Source organism: Chitinophagaceae bacterium, from assembly GCA_016713085.1.
Lineage (GTDB): Bacteria > Bacteroidota > Bacteroidia > Chitinophagales > Chitinophagaceae > Lacibacter.
On the sequence record JADJPV010000001.1, the window covers coordinates 2,412,803 to 2,431,965 of the forward strand.

Genomic DNA, 19,163 nt, shown 5'->3' on the forward strand with positions numbered 1-19,163 from the left:
CTATTAAGCATTTCATCTTTTAATTTCTTATTCAACATCAATCAGCATCTTTCTTGTTCATCAAACTCTTTGTTAAGTTAGCCCGTGCCTCGATGGCTTCACCCTTCGGGGGAAGTCGGAAGGGGGCCCTGCTCTTATCTGTCTATATCAGGTATAACTAAATCTAATGTTCCCATTGATGCAATCAGGTCACCTATTTTTCCACCTTTCGCTATATGATTTAAAGCCGAAAGATTAGAGAAACCGGGTGAACGGAATTTAATTCTGTATGGAGTGGTACCACCTTCACTAACAATGTACACACCGAGCTCTCCACGTGCTGTTTCCACTCTTGTATAAAAATCTCCTTTAGGTAATTTCAATACGGCTTTTGTTTTTGCCTGGAAATCACCATCCGGAATATTATCAATCAACTGTTCAATGATGCGGATGGATTGATTCATTTCACGCAAACGGATCATATACCGTGCAAATGAATCGCAACCAGTTTCCAGCACTTCATCAAACTCCAGCTTATCATATATTTCGTAAGGATACAGTTTACGGATATCAGAACTTACACCGCTGCCTCTTGCAACAGGGCCCGTACATCCGTAAGAAATGGCATCTTCTGCTGATAAATAACCAACGCCTTTCATCCTGTTCTGGAAAATGATATTACCTGTTACCAGCTCATCATATTCATCAATCTTACGTTTATATAAAACAAGAAAATCTTTTACTCTTTTTTGGAAGTTGGGATGAATGTCCTGCATAACACCACCGGGCACTATATAATTCATAGTTAACCGGGCACCGCAGGTTTCTTCCATAATATCATTGATACTTTCTCTTTCACGGAAGGCATGGAAGAAAGGAGTGAAGGCACCGAGATCCATGGCCATTGCTCCCCACCATAATTCATGCGATGCAATTCTTGTTAATTCATCCATCAATACACGGATCACCTGTGCTCTTGAAGGAACCTCAAGCTGCAATCCTTTTTCAACACATAAGGCACATGCATGATTGTTGATATGTGAAGAAAGATAATCCATACGGCTGGTTACATAAATGAACTGGCGGTACGTAAGGCTCTCACACATTTTTTCAATGGAGCGGTGAATAAAACCAAGATGAGGTTCTATATTCTTAATGGTTTCACCATTTAATGTAATGACCAGGTGCAGTACGCCATGGGTGGCAGGATGCTGTGGTCCTACATTAATGATTAAATCACCTTCCTCCCCGGGAGCTTGTGATAAGTCTTTAATTATTTCTGTATGTCTGTACATATTAATCACCCCTGCACCCTGCCAAGAGGGAAACCGGGCTTTTTATTTTTTAAATCAACTAATGAACTTCCAATTCAACTTCAGTTCCTTCATCTGCAACTATCAACAACTCAGCTATCAATCAATCCATTCAGCTAAGCTGGCCCTGTGCCTTGCTAAGCCCCTCCTTTGGAGGGGTTTGGGGAGGCTTAAAGTTTTATCATATTAATCGGGTCTTCAAAATCTTTACGCAAGGGGTTTCTTCCTTCCCATCCATCTTCCAGAATCAGCAGGCGCAGATCAGGATGATTCAGAAATTTTACACCAAACATTTCATATACTTCACGTTCATGAAATTCTGCTGTGCGCCAGATATCGCAAACAGTTTCTATTTCAGGATTTGTTCTGTCGAGTTTTGCTTTCACCACAATATTGTGATGAAGTTTGGTTGAGCGGAGATGATACACCATGGTTAAGTGTGTCTTCCAGTCAATACAGGTAAGGCAAAAAGAAAATCGAATTGTAATGAATCATCTTTACGGATCTGCGCTGCAAAAGCTTTCCAGTCTGCAGGTTCAATCATAACATTCAGCCATTCGCCACCCTCGTCAAAAGTAACGCCGGGAACGAACCCTGTGAATTTGATCTTTAATTCTTCGTTCGTCATATCTGTTCTTTTCCTTCTTTAATTTGTTCACGGGTTAAACCGCTTTTTATTTTTTCCTGCAAAGAAATTAATGCATGCAGTAATGCTTCAGGCCGTGGAGGACAACCGGCCACATATACATCAACCGGTATAACATGATCTGCACCTTTCACTACTGAATAGGTATTATAAAAAAAAGGGCCTCCGCTGATAGCGCAGGCTCCCATGGCAATCACATATTTCGGATCGGCCATTTGATCGTATAATCTTTTTAATACCGGAGCCATTTTATTTACAATGGTGCCGGCAATAATAATCACATCCGCCTGTCTTGGTGTAGCACGGGCTACTTCAAAACCAAAACGGGAGAAATCATATTTGGCACCTGCAACGGCCATGTATTCAATACCGCAGCAACTGGTGGCAAAGGTTAAAGGCCATAAGGAATTGGAGCGTGCCCAGTTGATAACATCATCGAGTTTACTGAGTACAATGCCGCCACCCGGAGTTTCGTGAATCTGACCGGGAAAAGAAGTCTTGCCCCCATCCCCTGAAGGGGGGTAAACAGCATTTGTATTATTTTTTAACTCATCCATTTTTTGTATGTAATATAAATGATCCTGTTCAAAATTTATATCAGTGTGCCCATCAGTTCCCCTTTAGGGACGGAGGGGTTGACTTTATTACTTCCATTTCAATGCCCCTTTTCTGTGGGCGTATAAAAAACCAATAAACAATATAAAAAAGAAGATCACAATTTCAATTAATGCAAGCCATCCTACGCTTTTGGCCACTACTGCCCAGGGATATAAGAAAACCAATTCCACATCAAAAATCAGGAAGATCAGTGCAAACAGGTAATAACCTACGTTGAACTGGATCCAGCTGGGGCCTGAAGTTGGGATACCGCACTCGATAGACTCACCTTTCTGCTTGTTCTTAGTCGATGTTGTAACAACTTTTGCAATAAGAATAGCAATAATTGAAAAGGCGAGAGCAGCAATAATTAAAACAATGAGTGAGGATGCACCCATAAAAGTGATTTTTTATTTGAACGAAATTAGTAACAGTTTTTTAGAGTAGAACCTGATTCTTGTTAACCGTGATTATGTTGAAGATCATTTTTTGACCTCCCCATTTCAGCTATCCGTACACCTCCTGGTGAATGGATTTTTTGTCGTAACCCATTTCTAATATAGACTTTTTTGTTTCATCAAGCATGGCTTTCCAGCCGCAAAGAAAAAATCGGGCTTCCTGCCTTTTGCTTAATAACTCTTCGTAAACTGCATGAACGTAGCCGGTTCTTCCATTCCATAATTCTCTTGACAATGTAGGGAGATAATGGAAGCTTTCGTATTCATCATGCAGTTTCGACAGTTCTTCGTAATATAACAGATCTTCTTTCTTTCTTGTACCGAAGATGAGATAGATATTTTTATGAGGGATATTATTCTTCAGTATATAATGTGCTTTACTGCGGAATGGGGCAATACCTGTACCAGTGCAGATAAAGAACAGATCGGTATCAATGGTTTCGGGTAAGGTAAACACACCCTGTGGGCCACGTAAGGTAATTTCTGTACCAAGCTGAAAATTTTCCCAGAGCCAGGGAGTACCGGCACCTGTTGTATTTAATACAATTACCAGTTCAAATTCATTTGTGCCATCGGGCCAGCTGGCAATGGAATAGCTGCGCCAGCGTTTATTTGGTTTTTCGTGAATGGGAAGATCAAGTGTAACAAACTGACCGGGTTGAAAATCAAAAACTTCCAGTTCCGGTATCTGAATGCGGTAACGTTTTGTGTTCGGAGTCTCGTCAATAATCTGGGTTATTATACCTGTCCGCCAGGGCTGTATGGCCATAGAAATTCGTTTTTTATTGCAGCCAAGGTAAATTATCTGTTTGTGATAACCTGAAAGTATTCATGAAAACGTTCTCATAAAAAAGAATTCTGTGTTGAAACATGAACCATTTTCATGCAGTAAAAGCTGACTATTTTTCCAGGTATGGAACTCTGTGGAAAAGAATGAACAGCCTTATTGCTTGCGAAAGCCATAACTGATTTGTATTTTGTTATACAAACCTTATTCCATGCTAACAATACCTTATCTCCAGAGAAAATTCCTGCTCATTTTTTCTGCTTTTTTTCTTGTCCTTTCATCCTGTAAGGTAACACTGCTTGCGCCCTACGATGAAATCACAGACAAGACCATCACAGAAATGCAGGAAATGACTTCAACTTTTTTTGTGGCACTTGAAAGTGAACCTGAAAGTGCGGCGATGAAGTATGAGAATCAAAAACAATTTTACCAGAAGCTGAAAGTAAAAGCTGCTAATGTTCGCATCCGCAACAATGCCATCGATAAAAATAAAATTATGGTGAGCATGATCAAAGAACTGGAAGCCAATGTCGGAAGACTGGAACAGCTGCATAAAGGAAAAGCAAATGGGTTACTGATTCCTGAAGAAGTTACGCTGCTGAAAGATGCGTTTGAAACACAGTATGGCGCCATCATCAATTTTTTAATGGCATTGAAGCAACGTGCAAAATCAGGATGATCATTGTGCATGATGTTCTTACTTCTATTTTCTCACTTCTAACTTCTTATTTTATGTCACTCGATACATCGGTACTAATAAAAGATATGCTGTCTGCAGCCAAAGACAACCTCGGTAAATTCTGGAAACAGGCAAAGCCTTATGCTGAAAATGAAACCATGAATATGGCAAACAAACTGCTGATGATTGAAAAATTAAAACTGCAGGGAAAGATTACAAAATCGGAAGCAATGCTTCATATTGATATACAGAAAAGCGCCTTCCGCACTGTACTGCTCAGTATTAAAGGTCTGGGATTAATTGCAGTGGAAGATACCATCAACGCTGCATTGGGTGCAATTGCCGGAGTAGTAAATAAGGCAATTGGATGGAAGGTGTTATAAAATCAGGTTTGTTGTTGTTTCTCTGCTTTCTTTTTATCAAAATACTTTTTACCTAAATAACCAATCAGCGGAACAAGTATCACTGTTAAAAAATATTTGGGATCATCTAATAAAGTGGCCCATAATTTCCGCACCATACTTTGCTCCAGTTTAATGCGGATGGGGATTGAACGATTTTCCAGCTCTTCACTGCCTTCCGACAAGTAAGCGGTGATTTTTAAAATTAGTGTGGTGCTTTTTTTATCAGTCTTTGTGAGTACCGACCATTCCCATTTGTTGCCGTTAACAGTATCGATTCTCTGTTTATCTTTTGTATGACCTGTTTTTACAATGGTATAATCTGCAGCAGGATCCATCAGTTCAATTTCAACTGAATCATATACCAGCGGAATGTTCAGCGAACGGATAATACTGCTGTCTTCGTTTTCACTGTTTATATGCTGTTCCCGTTCTATTTTGCGCAGTGTTTCTCTTGCTTTTGCTTCGGGCATTTTAATTGACAGATAAGCACCGATATATTTCAGATCATTCCGTTTAATGCTGTTGAAATAGGAGTAAGCAATATTGGCCGATTTACGTTTGATGATTTTGGCAATCGTTCCTGTATCAACCGTTATTACAGGTTTTACAACGGCAGTATCGAAAGTGCCGGGTTTTACCGCAACCGAATCATTCGTTTCAATTTTTTCTGATTCATTATTACAGGAAAAGATAAAAAGACAAAGCAGCAGGTAAGCGAATGAGCGCATGATAAGGATGTTTTCAGAAAGTTAGTAAAAGGGCGGGAGAGATGCAAGGGTGAAAATACCTGTGGCATTTCAACTGATCGTAACAATGCCGTTCTTAATGGCATACATCACCAGCCCCACTCTTGTTTTCATCTGCAATTTTTCAAACAATGCGTCCCTGTAGCCATCAATGGTACGTGGACTGAGAAACATTTTTTCTGCAATTTCTTTATACGTCATTTCTGTACAGGCGAGTTTTAAAAATTCTTTTTCCCTGTCGCTGAGTTCTGTTTGATTCTTTGCTTCACTGTTCTCCGCATCCATTTTGTTAATGGAATGAATCAGTCTGCCGGTTACCAGTTCAGAATAATAATATCCTTTTTCATGAACAGAGTCCAGTGCTTTTTTTAATTCAGGCGGTTCGCTGTCTTTTAAAATATATCCTTTTGATCCTGCCTTGAACATGCGGATGATCGCATTTTCATTATCATACATCGACAGTGCAATTACATTCACCAACGGGTAATGTTCCCGTATCCATTGTGCAGTGGCGTAGCCGTCCATCTCCGGCATGTTGATATCAAGTAACACAATGGAAGGTTCGCCATGCTTTTTGATCTGTTCCATAAAATGGGTTCCATTATCTGCTTCAAATAAAACAGAATAATCACCAAAACTGTCTACCACTCCTGCCAGTCCCTTGCGCAGCAGTACATGATCATCGGCTAATGCCACTTTAATTTTTTGCTGTTCCTTCATTTGCTGTTTCATTAATAGGTAATTGAAGAACTACTTCCGTTCCTTTGCTGATGGTACTGTTTACAGAAAACAGTGCACCGATGAGTGTAGCCCTGCTGTTCATATTCCGTAAGCCAAGCCCGAATGACTGATTGCCTGCATCATTCAATGGACTGAGATCAAATCCTTTTCCATTGTCTTTGATTACAATCTGCATGGCATCATTTGTAAAATGAATTGCTGCTGTTATCTTTTTTGCATCAGCATGCTTCATGATATTGTGAATGGCTTCCTGCACAATACGGAACAGGATGAGTTCTTTCTGTTTGTCAAATTTTACAATCTTTCCTTCGATGTTCAGTTCTGTTTCAATGCTGCCGGTTTTTTGCAGCAGTTCCAGTTCATATTCTATGGAACGTACCAGCCCCATTTCTTCCACATAATCGGTATTGAGGCTGCGGCTCAGGTCACGCAGATCCTGGATGGCTTTGCCGATAAGCTGTTGGGATGTTTTTATTTTTTCACTGGCTGCTTCATCTGCAACAGATGTGGTGGCAAGATTGAGCTTGGCAAGCGTTAACACCTGCCCAACGTTGTCATGAATTTCCTGTGAAATATTTTTAAGGGTTTGTTCCTGGATTTCGAGTTGGGTTTGGAGGAGGGTTTGAGAGAATTGAGATTGCATAAGTTCCTTTTCAGTTAAATGACTATTGTGCTTCTTTTGATGGAATAATAGAAAGCTGACAAAAAACAAGGAAACTAACAAGAAAAGTAAGGTTCCAATTATAATAATAATCAATATTTCCTGATTGCCTTGTGACATATAAATGAGATCAAAAAAGTAGTATATAAAAGAAAATTAAACGAATGACTTAAAGCCCGCCAAAGAATTAGATTATAACCGATTTTTTTATAAACAATATAGTCAAAAGAGCAGTAGTAAATAAAAAAACCCGTATGAAAGAAAAGCAACCCAACACTTATCCAAAAAAGAGGTACGGAAAGCAAAAAGATAAACTTGTCAGAAGTGAGTAGCTGTTTAAAATAGAAGTAACACAGTATTATTAAAAAAACCGAACCTATACGGTAAGTAATGGTATGAAATTTATTAAAACCCTGTACCCATACAATATTTATAAAAAATAATACTGGGAGCGCAATGATAAAATATAATGCCCACTTTTTATTTTGCTTGACTGTGAAAGACAAGTAATAAATATAAAAGTAAAAAACAAACTCAATAAGTGTGGCAAAATTGAAAAACCAATGATTAGACTTTTGATTTTTAAAAAAGCCCAAAGGTGAAGACAGTTCAATAAAAATCAGAAAAAAAACAAAGGGTACAAATAGGCGCATAAATCCTGGGGTGATTTTTTTATAATTGATCAGCCCAAAGCAAAAAGCAAAAAGTAATATGTACTTATAAATTGGCAAAGTTTAATTCCCTTCAAAAATAGAAATGCCACATGTTGTTTCCGGTGGACATAAATCTCCATGATTATATGGTGATATTATATTAATTTTTGTATCATTAATTGAATCTTTTTTAATGCCGTTTAATTTAAACGTTGGAACAATAAACGTTGTTAATCTGTATTTGAACCCTGCAATTGATTCATTTCTTGCACCAAGGTATAATCTAAGCCCGATTAGAGAAGTGTCACCTAAATCTTTTTTTAATGTATCCAGATATTGTTGAATTTCATGAAATGAAAACCAAAGACTTCTGGTTCTTTGAGGTAATTTGTCGGGTTTTAAACCACCACACCATTTGTCTGTGAAATTGTCATACATAATTTGAGCCTCTGCTTTTGATATTGGCCCTCCCTTTACAATTGCCACTTCTCTTGATGACTCTGAAATGATTTCGGCGGTTTGTGGTGACTTGTCTTCTGGTTTTTGTTTAGTTCCAATGTAATACCCAATTGCGCTACATAACAAAGCAATAGCGGCAATAATTAAATAGTCTGTCTTTTTCATAATACTAAGTTTTGTGTGTTTAAAAATTCAATTATATCTCAAAATCAGGATTTAGTTTTATAAGTCCAACCATTTTTTCACCTTTCTTTTACCGTCTTTTCACCTATTAAGTAACAGTTAAGATACCCTTGACTTAGTTATACAGCTTTCGCAGTTTTGTGTTGTAATTAAATATTTCTAATAATTAAAGAATCGCAACATGGCAACTTTTAATGCAAAGACAATTACAAGCAATGCAAAAGACATCAGCTTAGTATCAGCTCCTGCCGGATCCAAAAACAAATTCTGTGAGGTTTGGCCTGGTGCAAAAACAGCACTTGAACTTTTACAAGGCATTATTAAAAACCCAATTGCCAAGGCAGCGATTGGAATTGTTATTGCCGCTGGCGATGCTGTAGCTTCAAAAATTTGCTGAGTATTCATGTGCAAGGGGTTTTTTAATTTCTCATGCGGAGAACCCCTTGCCAATTACATAACCAAGAAGCCGAAATGCCGGTACGAGTAGGCTTGCAAAAATAATATTATGACAGAAGAACAATTAAAACTAATCATGCAGCAAGATGAAAAGTCTTGGTTTACATTAAGCAGTTTGTCGAAAAAAACCAGTCTGGATGAATCTGAAGTTCAAAAGCTAATCAAAAAATCACAACTATTTGTACAATCGTCTTCCTTAACCAGTGAAGGTGAGAATCTATTTTCTACAAAGGAAGATTTTCAAAAAGAAGGGTCATTGGCAAGCAGAATTATAGGGGCTTTTAAAAATCGAATTGACTAACCGTAAAACAAAAAAAATGCAAGAATACATTTTAATACCATGCATTGCAGGCTTTGTTGCACAATTGCTAAACCTCCTTGAGGTAGCAAAATTAGAGCCAACGAGGAGGCCGAATTTTAAAGATTGGATTTATTGGTTGCCCTATATAATAGGGCCTTTAGTAGGAGGCTTTGCGGGATATCTTTCTTTTCATGATAACTCTTCAAGTTTTACAACAATACTGGGTGTTCAGGTGGGAATAGCCGCTCCATTAACTTTAAAGGGGTTTGCAAATGTCATTCCTAAAATACCTCCTCACAATAATTAAATCATAATAACCTTATTACCGGGAAGCCGAAAACGGGATAAAGAGTAGGCGCAAAATTTATTTCCATGATAAAGAACTTTCTGCTTTTCATTGTTATTTGTTTACCATTGATCAACCAGGCACAGAATATCATGCCCGTCTTCAGGGGAAAATCAACTTTGGTTAAAAATGATAATGCTCAACTTTCGAAAATAGAGAAAGAAATAGAAGACGTAAAAAATAAAATGAATAAAACGACTACTGCAGGGTTAACTAAAGCAGAAGAAGAGAAGCAACAAGACTCTTTGCTTATAAAAATGGCTCTTTTAATTATTAAAAAGGATTCATTGAATATGGTTAAAGATTCTGTCAGTCGATACCCCCTAATAACTTTTTATGGTTCTGCAGCAGTTGGAGCCGGTACTGATTTTTTAAGTACAATCACTTCTACGGGGCAGTTAAATGCGATAGTTAACCCTTTTGGAAAAACCTTTGTTGGCATTGGTGCAAATCTGTTATTTGCCAACCCTGACAAAGGAGGCAATAAAGATTCTGTGGATTTCAAATCTCTTATGTTTCCTGAAACAGGAAAATTTGGAGTGCTTGCATCCATTTCACAGAAGATTGATTTAAATAAAAATGGCAGGTCAGATACAAGTAATGAATTCAGACAACATTTCCTGATTCCTCAGGTTTCTTTTGCTTACAGGAGAGTTACTATTGATTCCACTTCAACTGGTTTTAAAGTTTTAAATTACAATGTTGGAATAAAATATCAGGTAGAAGGAATGACTAAGGATTCAAACAGAATTGTTTTTTCAGTTATGCCCTACTGGCATTATTTTAATATACCCAATGAGGACGTTACTTTTTTTCAGAAGACTGTGAATGACTCCTTATTTACAAATTTTAATAAGGGTGCTGCAATACAAGCTTTGGGTATTAAAACAACACTGCAATATAATAGTTTCGTATTTTTCTTTGATATCAGACAAACTCTAAACACTGCTACTAATATGGCTGATACAAATCCTTTTAAAGGAACCCTTGTTAATGTTGGCTTTTCAACTAATATTAAACTTACTCTTGGAAAAAAGAAGAAAGAAGATGACAATTAATTATGAGTACTGATGCTTTACCGGCTTTTGTTTCAATTGGCTGACCTATGCAAAGCAAAACAGGTGACATCTTTTCAAAAGATGTCACCTGTTTTTCACTTACTTCTTTTCTCAATTTATAAAACGTATACACTTTTTCATTAGCCGTTACTAACCTATGTTAAATAATCCCATGTCTGTTCTTCGTTACCCTTTTTCGTTGCAATGGCTTCCCTGATCTGGCTGCATTTTTCTCTGATGACAGCAGCGCTTTCACTAAAGCCTGCTTCTTCGGCATCAGTGGCATACTGAAAATAGCATGCCTTCAGTTCGTCTAGTTTTTCAAAAGAAAGATCTGTCATCTTTTGAATATTGGCAGACTTGTTTTCTTCCAGTTGCTTTAATGCAGCGATAAATATTTTTGAATCTGGTGACATAAAATTTAGTTACACTACCTCCCCTCCACAACCTTCACTTCCTCTTCACTCAATCCGTAAAGCGTATATACTTTTTCATTGATTTGATCATCGGTATAAGCAATGCGCTGTTCTAACTGTTGCAGCTGATAGGGAAGGGAAGTTGCTGTATTATTTTTTCCCCTTTCTTTTTATTTCTTTGGCAAGTTTCTTTTCTTCGCTTTCTAATCGCCTGGCTGTTTTTTTTACATCTTCATCGGGTGGCAGGGTTTCGGGTTTAACGCCACGCTGCAGCAGCATATCCCGTACTGCTTTGTTGTTTTCTATATGTTCCCTGCCAATTTGCTGTTCGCCTTTTAAATCTTTTTCTGTTACATTATGGCTGGTAAGTTCATTGGCAAAATCTTTGGCTTTAATAGTGAGGGTAGGTAAAAAATCGGCTAATGGTTTGGTGGAGGGCACAGCAAGTTTCCGTTTCATATCAGTGGTGGTAAAACCGCCAAACAATGCCTGGTCGCCTTTTGATCTTATCACAGCAAAACCTGCGCTGTCTATTCCCCGTTCAAACAAAATACCAGACAGTTTTCTTTCGCTTTTACTGAGTTTTTCACGGGCACTTACTCTTGCAACATCCAGCAGGCGCTGTTCAATAATTTCCTGCTTTCTTGTTTGTACTGCAAAATAAGTTTGTGCAAAAGCAATAGATGGTTTGGCAGGGTCGCCATTTTGTGCTACTAAATAACAGGCATATCTTGTAAGGGCAATATCATCCAGTTGTCTTTCGGCACCGCTTCCTAAAGAAACCATTTTCCCGACACCGGCAAAATGGTCGGCAACTGCTGCACCACTGCTTTCGCAGGTGGTTTTTGCTTTGTCAATTACTTTATAAAAATTATCCCATTTGGTATATCCAAACAGGAGTTGCAGTTCCCTTGCGCTCCAGCACTCAATGCCTTTGTAAGCATAAGCTGCCTGTTCAAACTGCAGGAATAATCCTTCGATTAATTCTTTTTTCATGTTAATGTGATTATTCGTTATCGTTAAGTAAACACATTTCCCCTTATTTTTTTTACCTCCCCTCCACAATCCTAACTTCCTCTTCACTCAATCCGTAAAGCGTATATACTTTTTCATTGATCTTGTCATCGGTATAAGCAATGCGCTGTTCTAACTGCTGCAGCTGACCGGGCAGTGTGCTGCTTTGCTTTTGCTGCTGCAGTTGAAGCATGGTTTCGACCAGCTGAACAATTTCATCGTGGAGGGATTGTTCTTTTGGAATAATAATGGGAAGTGTTTGAATGTATTGCTTGGCCATCATAAAATAGCCGCCACGGATTTTCCCGCATATCTTATCAAGAATATAAAAGATGAGTTTTGAATTTAATATTCCAAGCAACAGCTTATCAGAACCCGGTAAGAAAAAACAGGTCTTATTTAAAAATAACTTTGAATTGTCGTTCATGAAATTATTTGGAAATGAATTCTCCGGCCAGATTATTTTAGGCTTTTCAAATTCATCATAATATCCGCAGGCTCTCAGTTCCCACCAATATTCACCCTGATCGGTTCTGTTTTTCCCTTTGCTTTCAAATGGTTTTAAATGACTGGCAATTGCAGTATAATTTTCTTCCAGCCATTTCCATGCGTTTTTAGGATTACTGCCTTTTTGATTCGTAAATCCTTTGGGAAATAAAATAAGATAGGAATCGGATTGCAAAGGTTGATATCGCTTGATGTCTTTACCTGATAAAAATGGTTTTATAACTTCAGCATTTTTTTTATCTTCTTTAATTAACCTGTTCTTAGTTGCCTCATCAATTACAAACGCTTCGTTCAACGCAGTTTTAATCCCGTAATAAATTTTCTTTTTTACATAAGTACCTAATGGAATGCCAACACTTAATAATTTCTTTAATAGCAATTGTTCAGTTTCACTTCCCAAATTCCAGCCAGCATCTTCTAGCGCAGTTTTGTTTGTCCATGTTCTGTGTTCATTAATATATTCTTTCAGGCTGCTGAACTCTAATGTTTTAATATTGGTTACTTCAATGGTTTCTTTTTTTCTGTTCTCATTTGCAGGTGAAGCAATAATTATAGCTGGATATGTAGTTGCGCCCTGGAAAACAGGGAGGTCACCAAAATCAATAATCTCCTTTATCAGTTGTTGCTTAAGCCATTTACGAAGCGGTTCTCCATAATTTGCTCTCATCCATTTATTGGCAATGATCATTCCAAACAAGCCATCGGGCTTTAGTAAGCTGATTCCCTTTTCAAAAAAATAACTGTACAAGTCGGCAGTGCCATGATATACTCTGTACTTCTTCTGAAAATACAATTTCTGTTCACCTAACAATTCCTGCCTAACATAAGGCGGATTGCCAATAACAACATCAAAACCGCTTACTTTACCATAATCAACTTGAGGCTCGTTGAAACTTCCTCCCATCTTACGTATAAGTTCTTTCGCTTTTTCTTCCTGTTCATCTGCCTGATCAAATACTTTTTTATTGTGCCATTTCATTTCTTTTGAAACGCTAACCTTCTGCACTTTAAAAACTTCTGGAAAAGCTCTTTGCCAGTTAAAAGGTTTTATTTTCTTTTCATCACCATAGTCAATTTCGCCATCATAAAAATCAACATCCACTAAACTGTTGCCGCTTTTAATATTACTGTCAAGCGTTGGCAGTATACGTTCACCAAAACGCATTTCAGCACTAATGCTGCTGCCCGTTTCACCTTCCATACATTTCAACAGCAAACTAAGCTTGGTTACTTCCACTGCCTGTGTATCAATATCAACTCCGTAAATATTATTGAGTAAAATCTGTTTCTTTAAAGCCGTGGTTAAATTGCCGGTTGGTGTAAGCGGCAGTTTGTTGCGTTCTTTCAGTGCATCGTTGCGCTGCTTTTCATTATACTCTTTACTGTTCTGTGCAATGGCAGTAAGTTTTTCAAACTCAGGTTTATAATACTGCAAATGCCAGTTGAGTAAATACTGGTATGCACCCAATAAAAAACTTCCGCTGCCACAGGCAGGGTCAACAATTTTTAATTTTGCAACGGCCGCAGGTGTAATCTGCTTTGCTCCTTCAGTAGTATTGAGGGGTGCTAATTTTCCTACGGTATTTTCTACAATGTATTCAACAATATACTGCGGTGTATAATACACGCCGCCTGCTTTGCGCACTTCGGGTTTTTCTTCAATGGTTGCACGGTGGCCTGCACTCAGTTTAATCTGCTTGCCCAAAAACTGTTCATAGGCACTGCCCAATATTTCCACACTCAGCACACTGAACTCATAGGGGCTGATGGGATAATACAGTTCATTGATAATGCCTTTGACAGTTTTGTTATCAATAACGGTTTTGCGGCTAATGGTATCTTTCTTAAAATCAAAGAGGCCGCTGTTGTACTTGCTGTCGGCTTCTTTAAAATAGGTAAAGAGATTGTTATAGTAATCGTCTCCCTTTAATAAATTCTTAAGTCTGCCGTATTCTTCCACACCACGATCTTCAGCAATACGTAAAAAATTAACCGGTCGAGTGTTTGCTGCACCACAAAATTCAGTTCGTCTTCAGTTAATGTTTCATTGCGTAAGGCAATATTGAGTGCAAGCTGTTTTCGCCATTCATCTAAAGAAATTAAAAATTCTTTATCAACGGTGGCGGTTCCTTTCTTGTGTTTGTCGGCTGCAATAAACTGATCGAAGCTGCCTTTGAGTACCCGTTCTTTGGAAAACGTGTTCCAGATAAAATCGAACTCTTTTAAATAATCTTTATAGGTGAGGTATTTAATGCGGCCAACGCTTGACTTATCGGTGGCATTTGGTTTTTTCGTACAATCGTAAATGGCAAACTCTTCAAAGTCGGTTAAAATACTCACGGGCAGTTTGGCGCTCCATGCATAACGGCGAACCTGGTAAGCAGGCAGCACTTCATCTTTCACCACTACACTTGGTTTTTTTGCTTCCACAAAAAACAGCCGTTTACCTCCGGCGAGTTTAAAGGAGTAGTCGGGTGCTTTGGTGGCAGCGCCTACTTTTACTTTGTCTTCATGAATCACTTCACGGTAAGCTTCAGCATTGCCCTGGCTGTTATCCATATCCCAGCCGAGTGCTTTAAAAAACGGGTCAATAAAATCTTTACGGGTGGGGGTTTCGTTGTAATCGCTTTTCTTGTACGACAGAATCTGTTCTCCAAAACGTTCTACCAGTTCTTCAATGGTTTTATAAGCAGCGTCTTTGTTCATCATACCAGCAGACAGGTTAATGATCAAATATAATTAATCTGCTGATGCGGCTTTGGGGTTTAAATCCTGAAAGGATAAGTTGAGGGGAGCTGAAAATGATTGAAATCAGTTTCTTTTTGAACCTACAAACCCCGGTTTTACTGCCTGAAAACCAGCCAGCCCCAAATTTTCCCCAATCGCAAAATTCCGAATCTTCTTATTGGTACATTACCGCCTCACCCTTACCTTTGCGGCCAAATAAAACAAAGGTTTTATTCAGCGAGGCAAAAGATAAGAACAAAGAATAACGAGTTAATTTTAAACCCCTTTTCTTTAAATACATTTAATATGGCCAATTTTGGTAAGGTTAAACAGGTAATCGGCGCCGTAGTTGACGTTCAGTTCCACGGCAAACTCCCCGAAATTTACAGTGCTCTTGAATTGAAACGTCCTAACGGGGATATCCTCGTAATGGAAGTGCAGCAGCATCTTGGTGAAGACAGCGTTCGCACCATTGCGATGGACGGTACCGAAGGTCTCGTTCGTGGAATGGAAGTTGTTGACACGGAGAAAAACATTGTAATGCCTGTCGGCGAGTTGATCAACGGCCGCTTATTTAATGTAACCGGCGATGCCATTGATGGTTTGCCCCAGGTAAGTAAAGAAGGTGGTCGTGCTATTCACGCCAAGCCCCCTGCTTTCGAACATTTGAGTACAACCAACGAAATCCTGTTTACAGGGATTAAAGTAATTGACCTGATTGAGCCGTATGTAAAAGGTGGTAAGATCGGTTTGTTTGGTGGTGCCGGTGTGGGTAAAACAGTATTGATTCAGGAATTGATCAACAATATCGCCAAAGGATATGGTGGTTTGTCTGTGTTTGCAGGCGTGGGCGAAAGAACCCGTGAAGGAAATGATCTGCTGCGTGAAATGATTGAAGCCGGTATCATGAACTATGGCGACAATTTCAAACACAGCATGGAAGAAGGTGGATGGGATTTGAGCAAAGTGGATATGGAAGGATTGAAAACATCAAAGGCAACCTTCGTGTTTGGCCAGATGAATGAACCTCCCGGTGCACGTGCCCGTGTTGCCCTTTCAGGTTTAACCATTGCCGAGTATTTCCGTGATGGAGATGGCACAGGAAAAGGAAAAGACATTCTGTTTTTCGTAGATAATATCTTCCGTTTTACTCAGGCTGGTTCTGAAGTATCTGCGTTGCTGGGCCGTATGCCTTCAGCGGTGGGTTATCAACCAACACTTGCTACGGAAATGGGATTGATGCAGGAGCGTATCACTTCAACCCGTAACGGTTCAATCACTTCTGTACAGGCGGTATATGTACCTGCGGATGATTTAACCGATCCGGCACCTGCTACAACATTTGCTCACCTTGATGCAACAACAGTACTGGATCGTAAGATCGCCGATTTAGGTATCTATCCTGCGGTAAGTCCGCTGGAATCTACATCAAGAATCCTTACACCAAGTATCGTTGGTGATTCACATTATAACACTGCCAACAGTGTAAAACTGATTCTTCAGCGTTATAAAGAATTGCAGGATATCATTGCCATTCTTGGTATGGATGAATTGAGCGAAGAAGATAAAATGACTGTATACCGTGCACGTAAAGTACAGCGTTTCCTTTCTCAGCCTTTCCATGTGGCAGAAGCCTTTACCGGTTTGAAAGGGGTGTTGGTTCCAATTGAGGAAACAATTCGTGGATTTAATATGATTATGGATGGAGAAGTAGATGAATATCCTGAATCAGCCTTCAACCTGGTGGGAAGTATTGATGATGCAATTGAAAAAGGTAAGAAGTTAATGGCAGCAGCGAAAGGCTAATTAGCCAATTAGTTGATGTGCTGATTTGCTAATGGGTTTTCAATTTGCACATTAGCATTTTATCAAATTATCACATTGTTCTTATGAATTTAGAAATATTAACTCCACTCGGAAAAACTTACAGCGGCGAAGTAATTGGCGTACAGTTACCGGGCATCAGCGGTAGTTTTGAAGTACTCGATCACCATGCACCATTGGTAAGTGCACTCAAAGCCGGTCAGTTAAAGATCCTGGTTGAAAAGAACCGTAATGAGCTGTACAAAATTCAGGGTGGTTTTGTAGAAGTGCTGAACAATAAAGTAACTGTGCTGGTAGAAGGCAGTGAAGCAGTTTAATTCAAAACCAAAATTCTCATAGGTGATCCCGTCAGAAATGGCGGGATTTTTTTTGAGCCCCCTTCCGACTTCCCCCGAAGGAGGAAGCCACCGACTCACAGCCCTCGCTTATTTAAATAGGCAGATGATTTATTAATAGTGTGAAATGTGACGATCATCGATAAGATGTTGATGTGATAGAATAAAAAGGTGATTGATAAGATGGTGTACCGTCCTTCTCCTTTGGAGAAGGATAAGAGGATGAGGCCTTACTGGTAGAAGGCAGTGAAGCAGTTTAATCAGAAACCAAAATTCTCATAGATGGTCTCGTCAGAAATGGCGGGATTTTTCATTTCCTCCCCGCAAAGTGGTATTGCATTTTATCAAAGGATGAAGTAATTTTTTACTTCAAACTAAATCATCATGAAATCAAAAACTATTTCTCCGCTCTTTCAGAGTTATCTGCAGCTCATGCAAAAAGCTGCTGAAAGCAATGACGGCGAACGTTGTATGATTGCTCCCCATCCCGACCTGAAAGACAAACTAAAAAAGGAATTCAAAAAACTGAAGAAAGAATTGGGCTCATTTGCTTTGGGAAATTTACTGAAACCCGAAGGCAAAACGAGGCTGGGTATGAACGATGGTATGCTGCAGCCCGGCAATGTTTTTCCATTGGGCACTTCAGCGGCAAGGGTAAGAAGTATCTCGGCAACAAAAACACCACCAACCGGAACCCTGCGGGTAATTGTTGTGCTGGTTGATTTTTCAGATAAAGTAATGACGAAGACAAAGAAGCATTTCCAGGATTTATTTTTTTCTGAAGGAGTTATTCCAACAGGCAGTGTGAAAGAATATTTTAAGGAAGTAACCAATGGCATGGTAACTATTGCCGGTGAAGTGGTTGGTACTTACCGTATGCCACGCACTATGAAAACTTATGCAGGTAATGGTGCCGGAACGGATAACGGATTGCCCAATGCAAGAACCATGTGTATGGATGCGGCTAAAGCGGCAAACGCTGCAGTCAACTTTTCTCAGTATGATAATGACAAGGATGGATATGTAGATGCATTCGTAGTGATCCATGCCGGACGTGGTGCAGAAGAAACAGGAAACAACAATGATATCTGGAGTCACAAATGGGTATTCCCCAGTGTGTATAATGCAGACGGCACACATGTATATGCCTACTTAACAGTTCCTGAAGATTGCAAGCTTGGTGTATGCGCACATGAGTTGGGACATTTGTTATTTGGTTTTCCTGATCTTTATGATGATGATTACACCAGTGAGGGAATCGGTGACTGGTGTTTGATGGCTGGTGGCAGCTGGAACAATGGCGGATTAACCCCCGCTCATCCCTGTGCGTGGTGCAAGGCAGATCAGAACTGGGTGAACACTGTTAATCTCAGCAGTAATAAGAAAGCTGTAAGTATGGATGATGTAAAAACAGGTAAAACGATTTATCGTTTATGGAAAGATGGTGGTCCGGGGAATGAATATTTTTTACTGGAGCACCGTATGAAAAAAAATTACGACAAGTACCTGCCCGGTGAAGGATTACTTATTTATCATATTGATGATGCCATGAGCAGTAATGCCAATGAAATGCATTACAAAGTAGCGTTGGTACAGGCCGATGGAAAGAAACACCTGGAGGCAGGAGCCAACCAGGGCGATACGGCTGATCCGTGGCCGGGGAGTGCAGGCAAAAAAACATTCAGCAATACATCCAAGCCGAATTCAAAATCATACGGCGGATTGCCAACTACAGTTGCTGCAAGAAATATTAAACTCAATGCAGGAAAAATTACGGCTGATCTGTATATCAAAACAGGCCCGGCAACAGCACCAAAGAAAAAGAAAGCAGCCAGGAGAAGATAGTCTTTCATTTCTATCAGCGCATCATGAA

General features: G+C 39.2%; 21 protein-coding genes and 1 pseudogene. 9 read left to right on the forward strand and 13 right to left on the reverse strand.

Going from position 1 to position 19,163, the window contains the following annotated elements:
* Positions 1-134 precede the first annotated feature (134 nt).
* From IPK31_11625 to IPK31_11650, 6 genes are all read right to left on the reverse strand, one after another.
* On the reverse strand, positions 135-1,274 hold the full coding sequence (locus IPK31_11625) for an NADH-quinone oxidoreductase subunit D (protein ID MBK8088537.1): 1,140 nt from the start codon (positions 1,272-1,274) through the stop codon (positions 135-137).
* Positions 1,275-1,462: 188 nt separating this feature from the next.
* On the reverse strand, positions 1,463-1,780 hold the full coding sequence (locus IPK31_11630; protein ID MBK8088538.1) for an NADH-quinone oxidoreductase subunit C: 318 nt from the start codon (positions 1,778-1,780) through the stop codon (positions 1,463-1,465).
* Positions 1,726-1,920 (reverse strand): hypothetical protein, encoded by a 195-nt coding sequence (locus IPK31_11635; protein ID MBK8088539.1) that lies wholly within the window; start codon positions 1,918-1,920, stop codon positions 1,726-1,728. The genes IPK31_11630 and IPK31_11635 overlap by 55 nt, the downstream gene beginning before the upstream one ends.
* Complete coding sequence (locus tag IPK31_11640) at positions 1,917-2,495, reverse strand: NADH-quinone oxidoreductase subunit B (GenBank protein ID MBK8088540.1); 579 nt, start codon at positions 2,493-2,495, stop codon at positions 1,917-1,919. Before IPK31_11640 ends, IPK31_11635 begins: the two co-directional genes overlap by 4 nt.
* An 87-nt stretch (positions 2,496-2,582) precedes the next feature.
* Positions 2,583-2,933, reverse strand: a complete 351-nt coding sequence (locus tag IPK31_11645; protein ID MBK8088541.1) for an NADH-quinone oxidoreductase subunit A — start codon at positions 2,931-2,933, stop codon at positions 2,583-2,585.
* Between the two features lie 109 nt (positions 2,934-3,042).
* Positions 3,043-3,762 (reverse strand): FAD-dependent oxidoreductase, encoded by a 720-nt coding sequence (locus IPK31_11650; protein MBK8088542.1) that lies wholly within the window; start codon positions 3,760-3,762, stop codon positions 3,043-3,045.
* 229 nt (positions 3,763-3,991) lie between these two features.
* Between IPK31_11650 and IPK31_11655 the strand changes: the two genes are divergently transcribed.
* Together IPK31_11655 and IPK31_11660 are read left to right on the forward strand one after the other, a co-directional pair.
* Positions 3,992-4,459 (forward strand): hypothetical protein, encoded by a 468-nt coding sequence (locus tag IPK31_11655; protein MBK8088543.1) that lies wholly within the window; start codon positions 3,992-3,994, stop codon positions 4,457-4,459.
* Entirely contained in the window at positions 4,456-4,842 is a 387-nt protein-coding gene (locus IPK31_11660) for a hypothetical protein (GenBank protein ID MBK8088544.1), read from the forward strand. Before IPK31_11655 ends, IPK31_11660 begins: the two co-directional genes overlap by 4 nt.
* Before the next feature lie 2 nt (positions 4,843-4,844).
* Here IPK31_11660 and IPK31_11665 read toward each other — a convergent pair whose 3' ends face one another.
* The 4 genes from IPK31_11665 to IPK31_11680 form a co-directional block, all read right to left on the reverse strand.
* On the reverse strand, positions 4,845-5,591 hold the full coding sequence (locus tag IPK31_11665; protein ID MBK8088545.1) for a hypothetical protein: 747 nt from the start codon (positions 5,589-5,591) through the stop codon (positions 4,845-4,847).
* Positions 5,592-5,660: 69 nt separating this feature from the next.
* The gene (locus IPK31_11670) at positions 5,661-6,329 is read right to left on the reverse strand and encodes a response regulator transcription factor (protein MBK8088546.1); all 669 of its coding nucleotides are present in this window, start codon (positions 6,327-6,329) and stop codon (positions 5,661-5,663) included.
* On the reverse strand, positions 6,307-6,993 hold the full coding sequence (locus IPK31_11675; GenBank protein ID MBK8088547.1) for a sensor histidine kinase: 687 nt from the start codon (positions 6,991-6,993) through the stop codon (positions 6,307-6,309). The genes IPK31_11670 and IPK31_11675 overlap by 23 nt, the downstream gene beginning before the upstream one ends.
* 752 nt (positions 6,994-7,745) lie before the next feature.
* Positions 7,746-8,288: a hypothetical protein gene (locus IPK31_11680; GenBank protein ID MBK8088548.1), complete on the reverse strand. Its 543-nt coding sequence runs from the start codon at positions 8,286-8,288 to the stop codon at positions 7,746-7,748.
* 199 nt (positions 8,289-8,487) lie between these two features.
* On the opposite strand from IPK31_11680, the gene IPK31_11685 reads away from it, so the two are divergent.
* The 4 genes from IPK31_11685 (at position 8,488) to IPK31_11700 (ending at position 10,467) form a co-directional block, all read left to right on the forward strand.
* On the forward strand, positions 8,488-8,703 hold the full coding sequence (locus IPK31_11685) for a hypothetical protein (protein MBK8088549.1): 216 nt from the start codon (positions 8,488-8,490) through the stop codon (positions 8,701-8,703).
* Between the two features lie 108 nt (positions 8,704-8,811).
* The gene (locus IPK31_11690) at positions 8,812-9,063 is read left to right on the forward strand and encodes a hypothetical protein (GenBank protein ID MBK8088550.1); all 252 of its coding nucleotides are present in this window, start codon (positions 8,812-8,814) and stop codon (positions 9,061-9,063) included.
* A gap of 16 nt (positions 9,064-9,079) precedes the next feature.
* Positions 9,080-9,370, forward strand: a complete 291-nt coding sequence (locus IPK31_11695) for a hypothetical protein (protein ID MBK8088551.1) — start codon at positions 9,080-9,082, stop codon at positions 9,368-9,370.
* A gap of 65 nt (positions 9,371-9,435) precedes the next feature.
* Entirely contained in the window at positions 9,436-10,467 is a 1,032-nt protein-coding gene (locus tag IPK31_11700) for a hypothetical protein (GenBank protein ID MBK8088552.1), read from the forward strand.
* Between the two features lie 155 nt (positions 10,468-10,622).
* Here the strand turns inward: IPK31_11700 and IPK31_11705 are convergent, their stop codons facing one another.
* The 3 genes and pseudogenes from IPK31_11705 to IPK31_11715 form a co-directional block, all read right to left on the reverse strand.
* Positions 10,623-10,883: a hypothetical protein gene (locus IPK31_11705; GenBank protein MBK8088553.1), complete on the reverse strand. Its 261-nt coding sequence runs from the start codon at positions 10,881-10,883 to the stop codon at positions 10,623-10,625.
* A 150-nt stretch (positions 10,884-11,033) separates the two neighbouring features.
* Positions 11,034-11,879 carry a DNA damage-inducible protein D gene (gene dinD, locus IPK31_11710; GenBank protein ID MBK8088554.1) on the reverse strand — a complete coding sequence of 282 codons (846 nt, stop codon included), beginning with the start codon at positions 11,877-11,879 and terminating at the stop codon, positions 11,034-11,036.
* A 52-nt stretch (positions 11,880-11,931) separates the two neighbouring features.
* Positions 11,932-15,110, reverse strand: a pseudogene (locus IPK31_11715) (Eco57I restriction-modification methylase domain-containing protein).
* 327 nt (positions 15,111-15,437) lie between these two features.
* Between IPK31_11715 and IPK31_11720 the strand changes: the two are divergent.
* From IPK31_11720 to IPK31_11730, 3 genes are all read left to right on the forward strand, one after another.
* A complete protein-coding gene (locus tag IPK31_11720) occupies positions 15,438-16,937 on the forward strand; it encodes a F0F1 ATP synthase subunit beta (GenBank protein MBK8088555.1) in 1,500 nt (499 codons plus the stop codon).
* Positions 16,938-17,020: 83 nt separating this feature from the next.
* Positions 17,021-17,272: an ATP synthase F1 subunit epsilon gene (atpC, locus tag IPK31_11725; GenBank protein MBK8088556.1), complete on the forward strand. Its 252-nt coding sequence runs from the start codon at positions 17,021-17,023 to the stop codon at positions 17,270-17,272.
* Between the two features lie 402 nt (positions 17,273-17,674).
* The gene (locus tag IPK31_11730; GenBank protein MBK8088557.1) at positions 17,675-19,135 is read left to right on the forward strand and encodes a M6 family metalloprotease domain-containing protein; all 1,461 of its coding nucleotides are present in this window, start codon (positions 17,675-17,677) and stop codon (positions 19,133-19,135) included.
* Positions 19,136-19,163: the final 28 nt, after the last annotated feature.

Bases quoted from the DNA above. Each gene is read 5' to 3' on its own strand.
- IPK31_11625 (MBK8088537.1), bottom strand. From the start codon at position 1,274: ATGTACAGACATACAGAAATAATTAAAGACTTATCACAAGCTCCCGGG.
- IPK31_11635 (MBK8088539.1), bottom strand. From the start codon at position 1,920: ATGACGAACGAAGAATTAAAGATCAAATTCACAGGGTTCGTTCCCGGC.
- IPK31_11640 (MBK8088540.1), bottom strand. From the start codon at position 2,495: ATGGATGAGTTAAAAAATAATACAAATGCTGTTTACCCCCCTTCAGGG.
- IPK31_11645 (MBK8088541.1), bottom strand. From the start codon at position 2,933: ATGGGTGCATCCTCACTCATTGTTTTAATTATTGCTGCTCTCGCCTTT.
- IPK31_11650 (MBK8088542.1), bottom strand. From the start codon at position 3,762: ATGGCCATACAGCCCTGGCGGACAGGTATAATAACCCAGATTATTGAC.
- IPK31_11655 (MBK8088543.1), top strand. From the start codon at position 3,992: ATGCTAACAATACCTTATCTCCAGAGAAAATTCCTGCTCATTTTTTCT.
- IPK31_11660 (MBK8088544.1), top strand. From the start codon at position 4,456: ATGATCATTGTGCATGATGTTCTTACTTCTATTTTCTCACTTCTAACT.
- IPK31_11665 (MBK8088545.1), bottom strand. From the start codon at position 5,591: ATGCGCTCATTCGCTTACCTGCTGCTTTGTCTTTTTATCTTTTCCTGT.
- IPK31_11670 (MBK8088546.1), bottom strand. From the start codon at position 6,329: ATGAAGGAACAGCAAAAAATTAAAGTGGCATTAGCCGATGATCATGTA.
- IPK31_11675 (MBK8088547.1), bottom strand. From the start codon at position 6,993: ATGCAATCTCAATTCTCTCAAACCCTCCTCCAAACCCAACTCGAAATC.
- IPK31_11680 (MBK8088548.1), bottom strand. From the start codon at position 8,288: ATGAAAAAGACAGACTATTTAATTATTGCCGCTATTGCTTTGTTATGT.
- IPK31_11685 (MBK8088549.1), top strand. From the start codon at position 8,488: ATGGCAACTTTTAATGCAAAGACAATTACAAGCAATGCAAAAGACATC.
- IPK31_11690 (MBK8088550.1), top strand. From the start codon at position 8,812: ATGACAGAAGAACAATTAAAACTAATCATGCAGCAAGATGAAAAGTCT.
- IPK31_11695 (MBK8088551.1), top strand. From the start codon at position 9,080: ATGCAAGAATACATTTTAATACCATGCATTGCAGGCTTTGTTGCACAA.
- IPK31_11700 (MBK8088552.1), top strand. From the start codon at position 9,436: ATGATAAAGAACTTTCTGCTTTTCATTGTTATTTGTTTACCATTGATC.
- IPK31_11705 (MBK8088553.1), bottom strand. From the start codon at position 10,883: ATGTCACCAGATTCAAAAATATTTATCGCTGCATTAAAGCAACTGGAA.
- dinD (MBK8088554.1), bottom strand. From the start codon at position 11,879: ATGAAAAAAGAATTAATCGAAGGATTATTCCTGCAGTTTGAACAGGCA.
- IPK31_11720 (MBK8088555.1), top strand. From the start codon at position 15,438: ATGGCCAATTTTGGTAAGGTTAAACAGGTAATCGGCGCCGTAGTTGAC.
- atpC (MBK8088556.1), top strand. From the start codon at position 17,021: ATGAATTTAGAAATATTAACTCCACTCGGAAAAACTTACAGCGGCGAA.
- IPK31_11730 (MBK8088557.1), top strand. From the start codon at position 17,675: ATGAAATCAAAAACTATTTCTCCGCTCTTTCAGAGTTATCTGCAGCTC.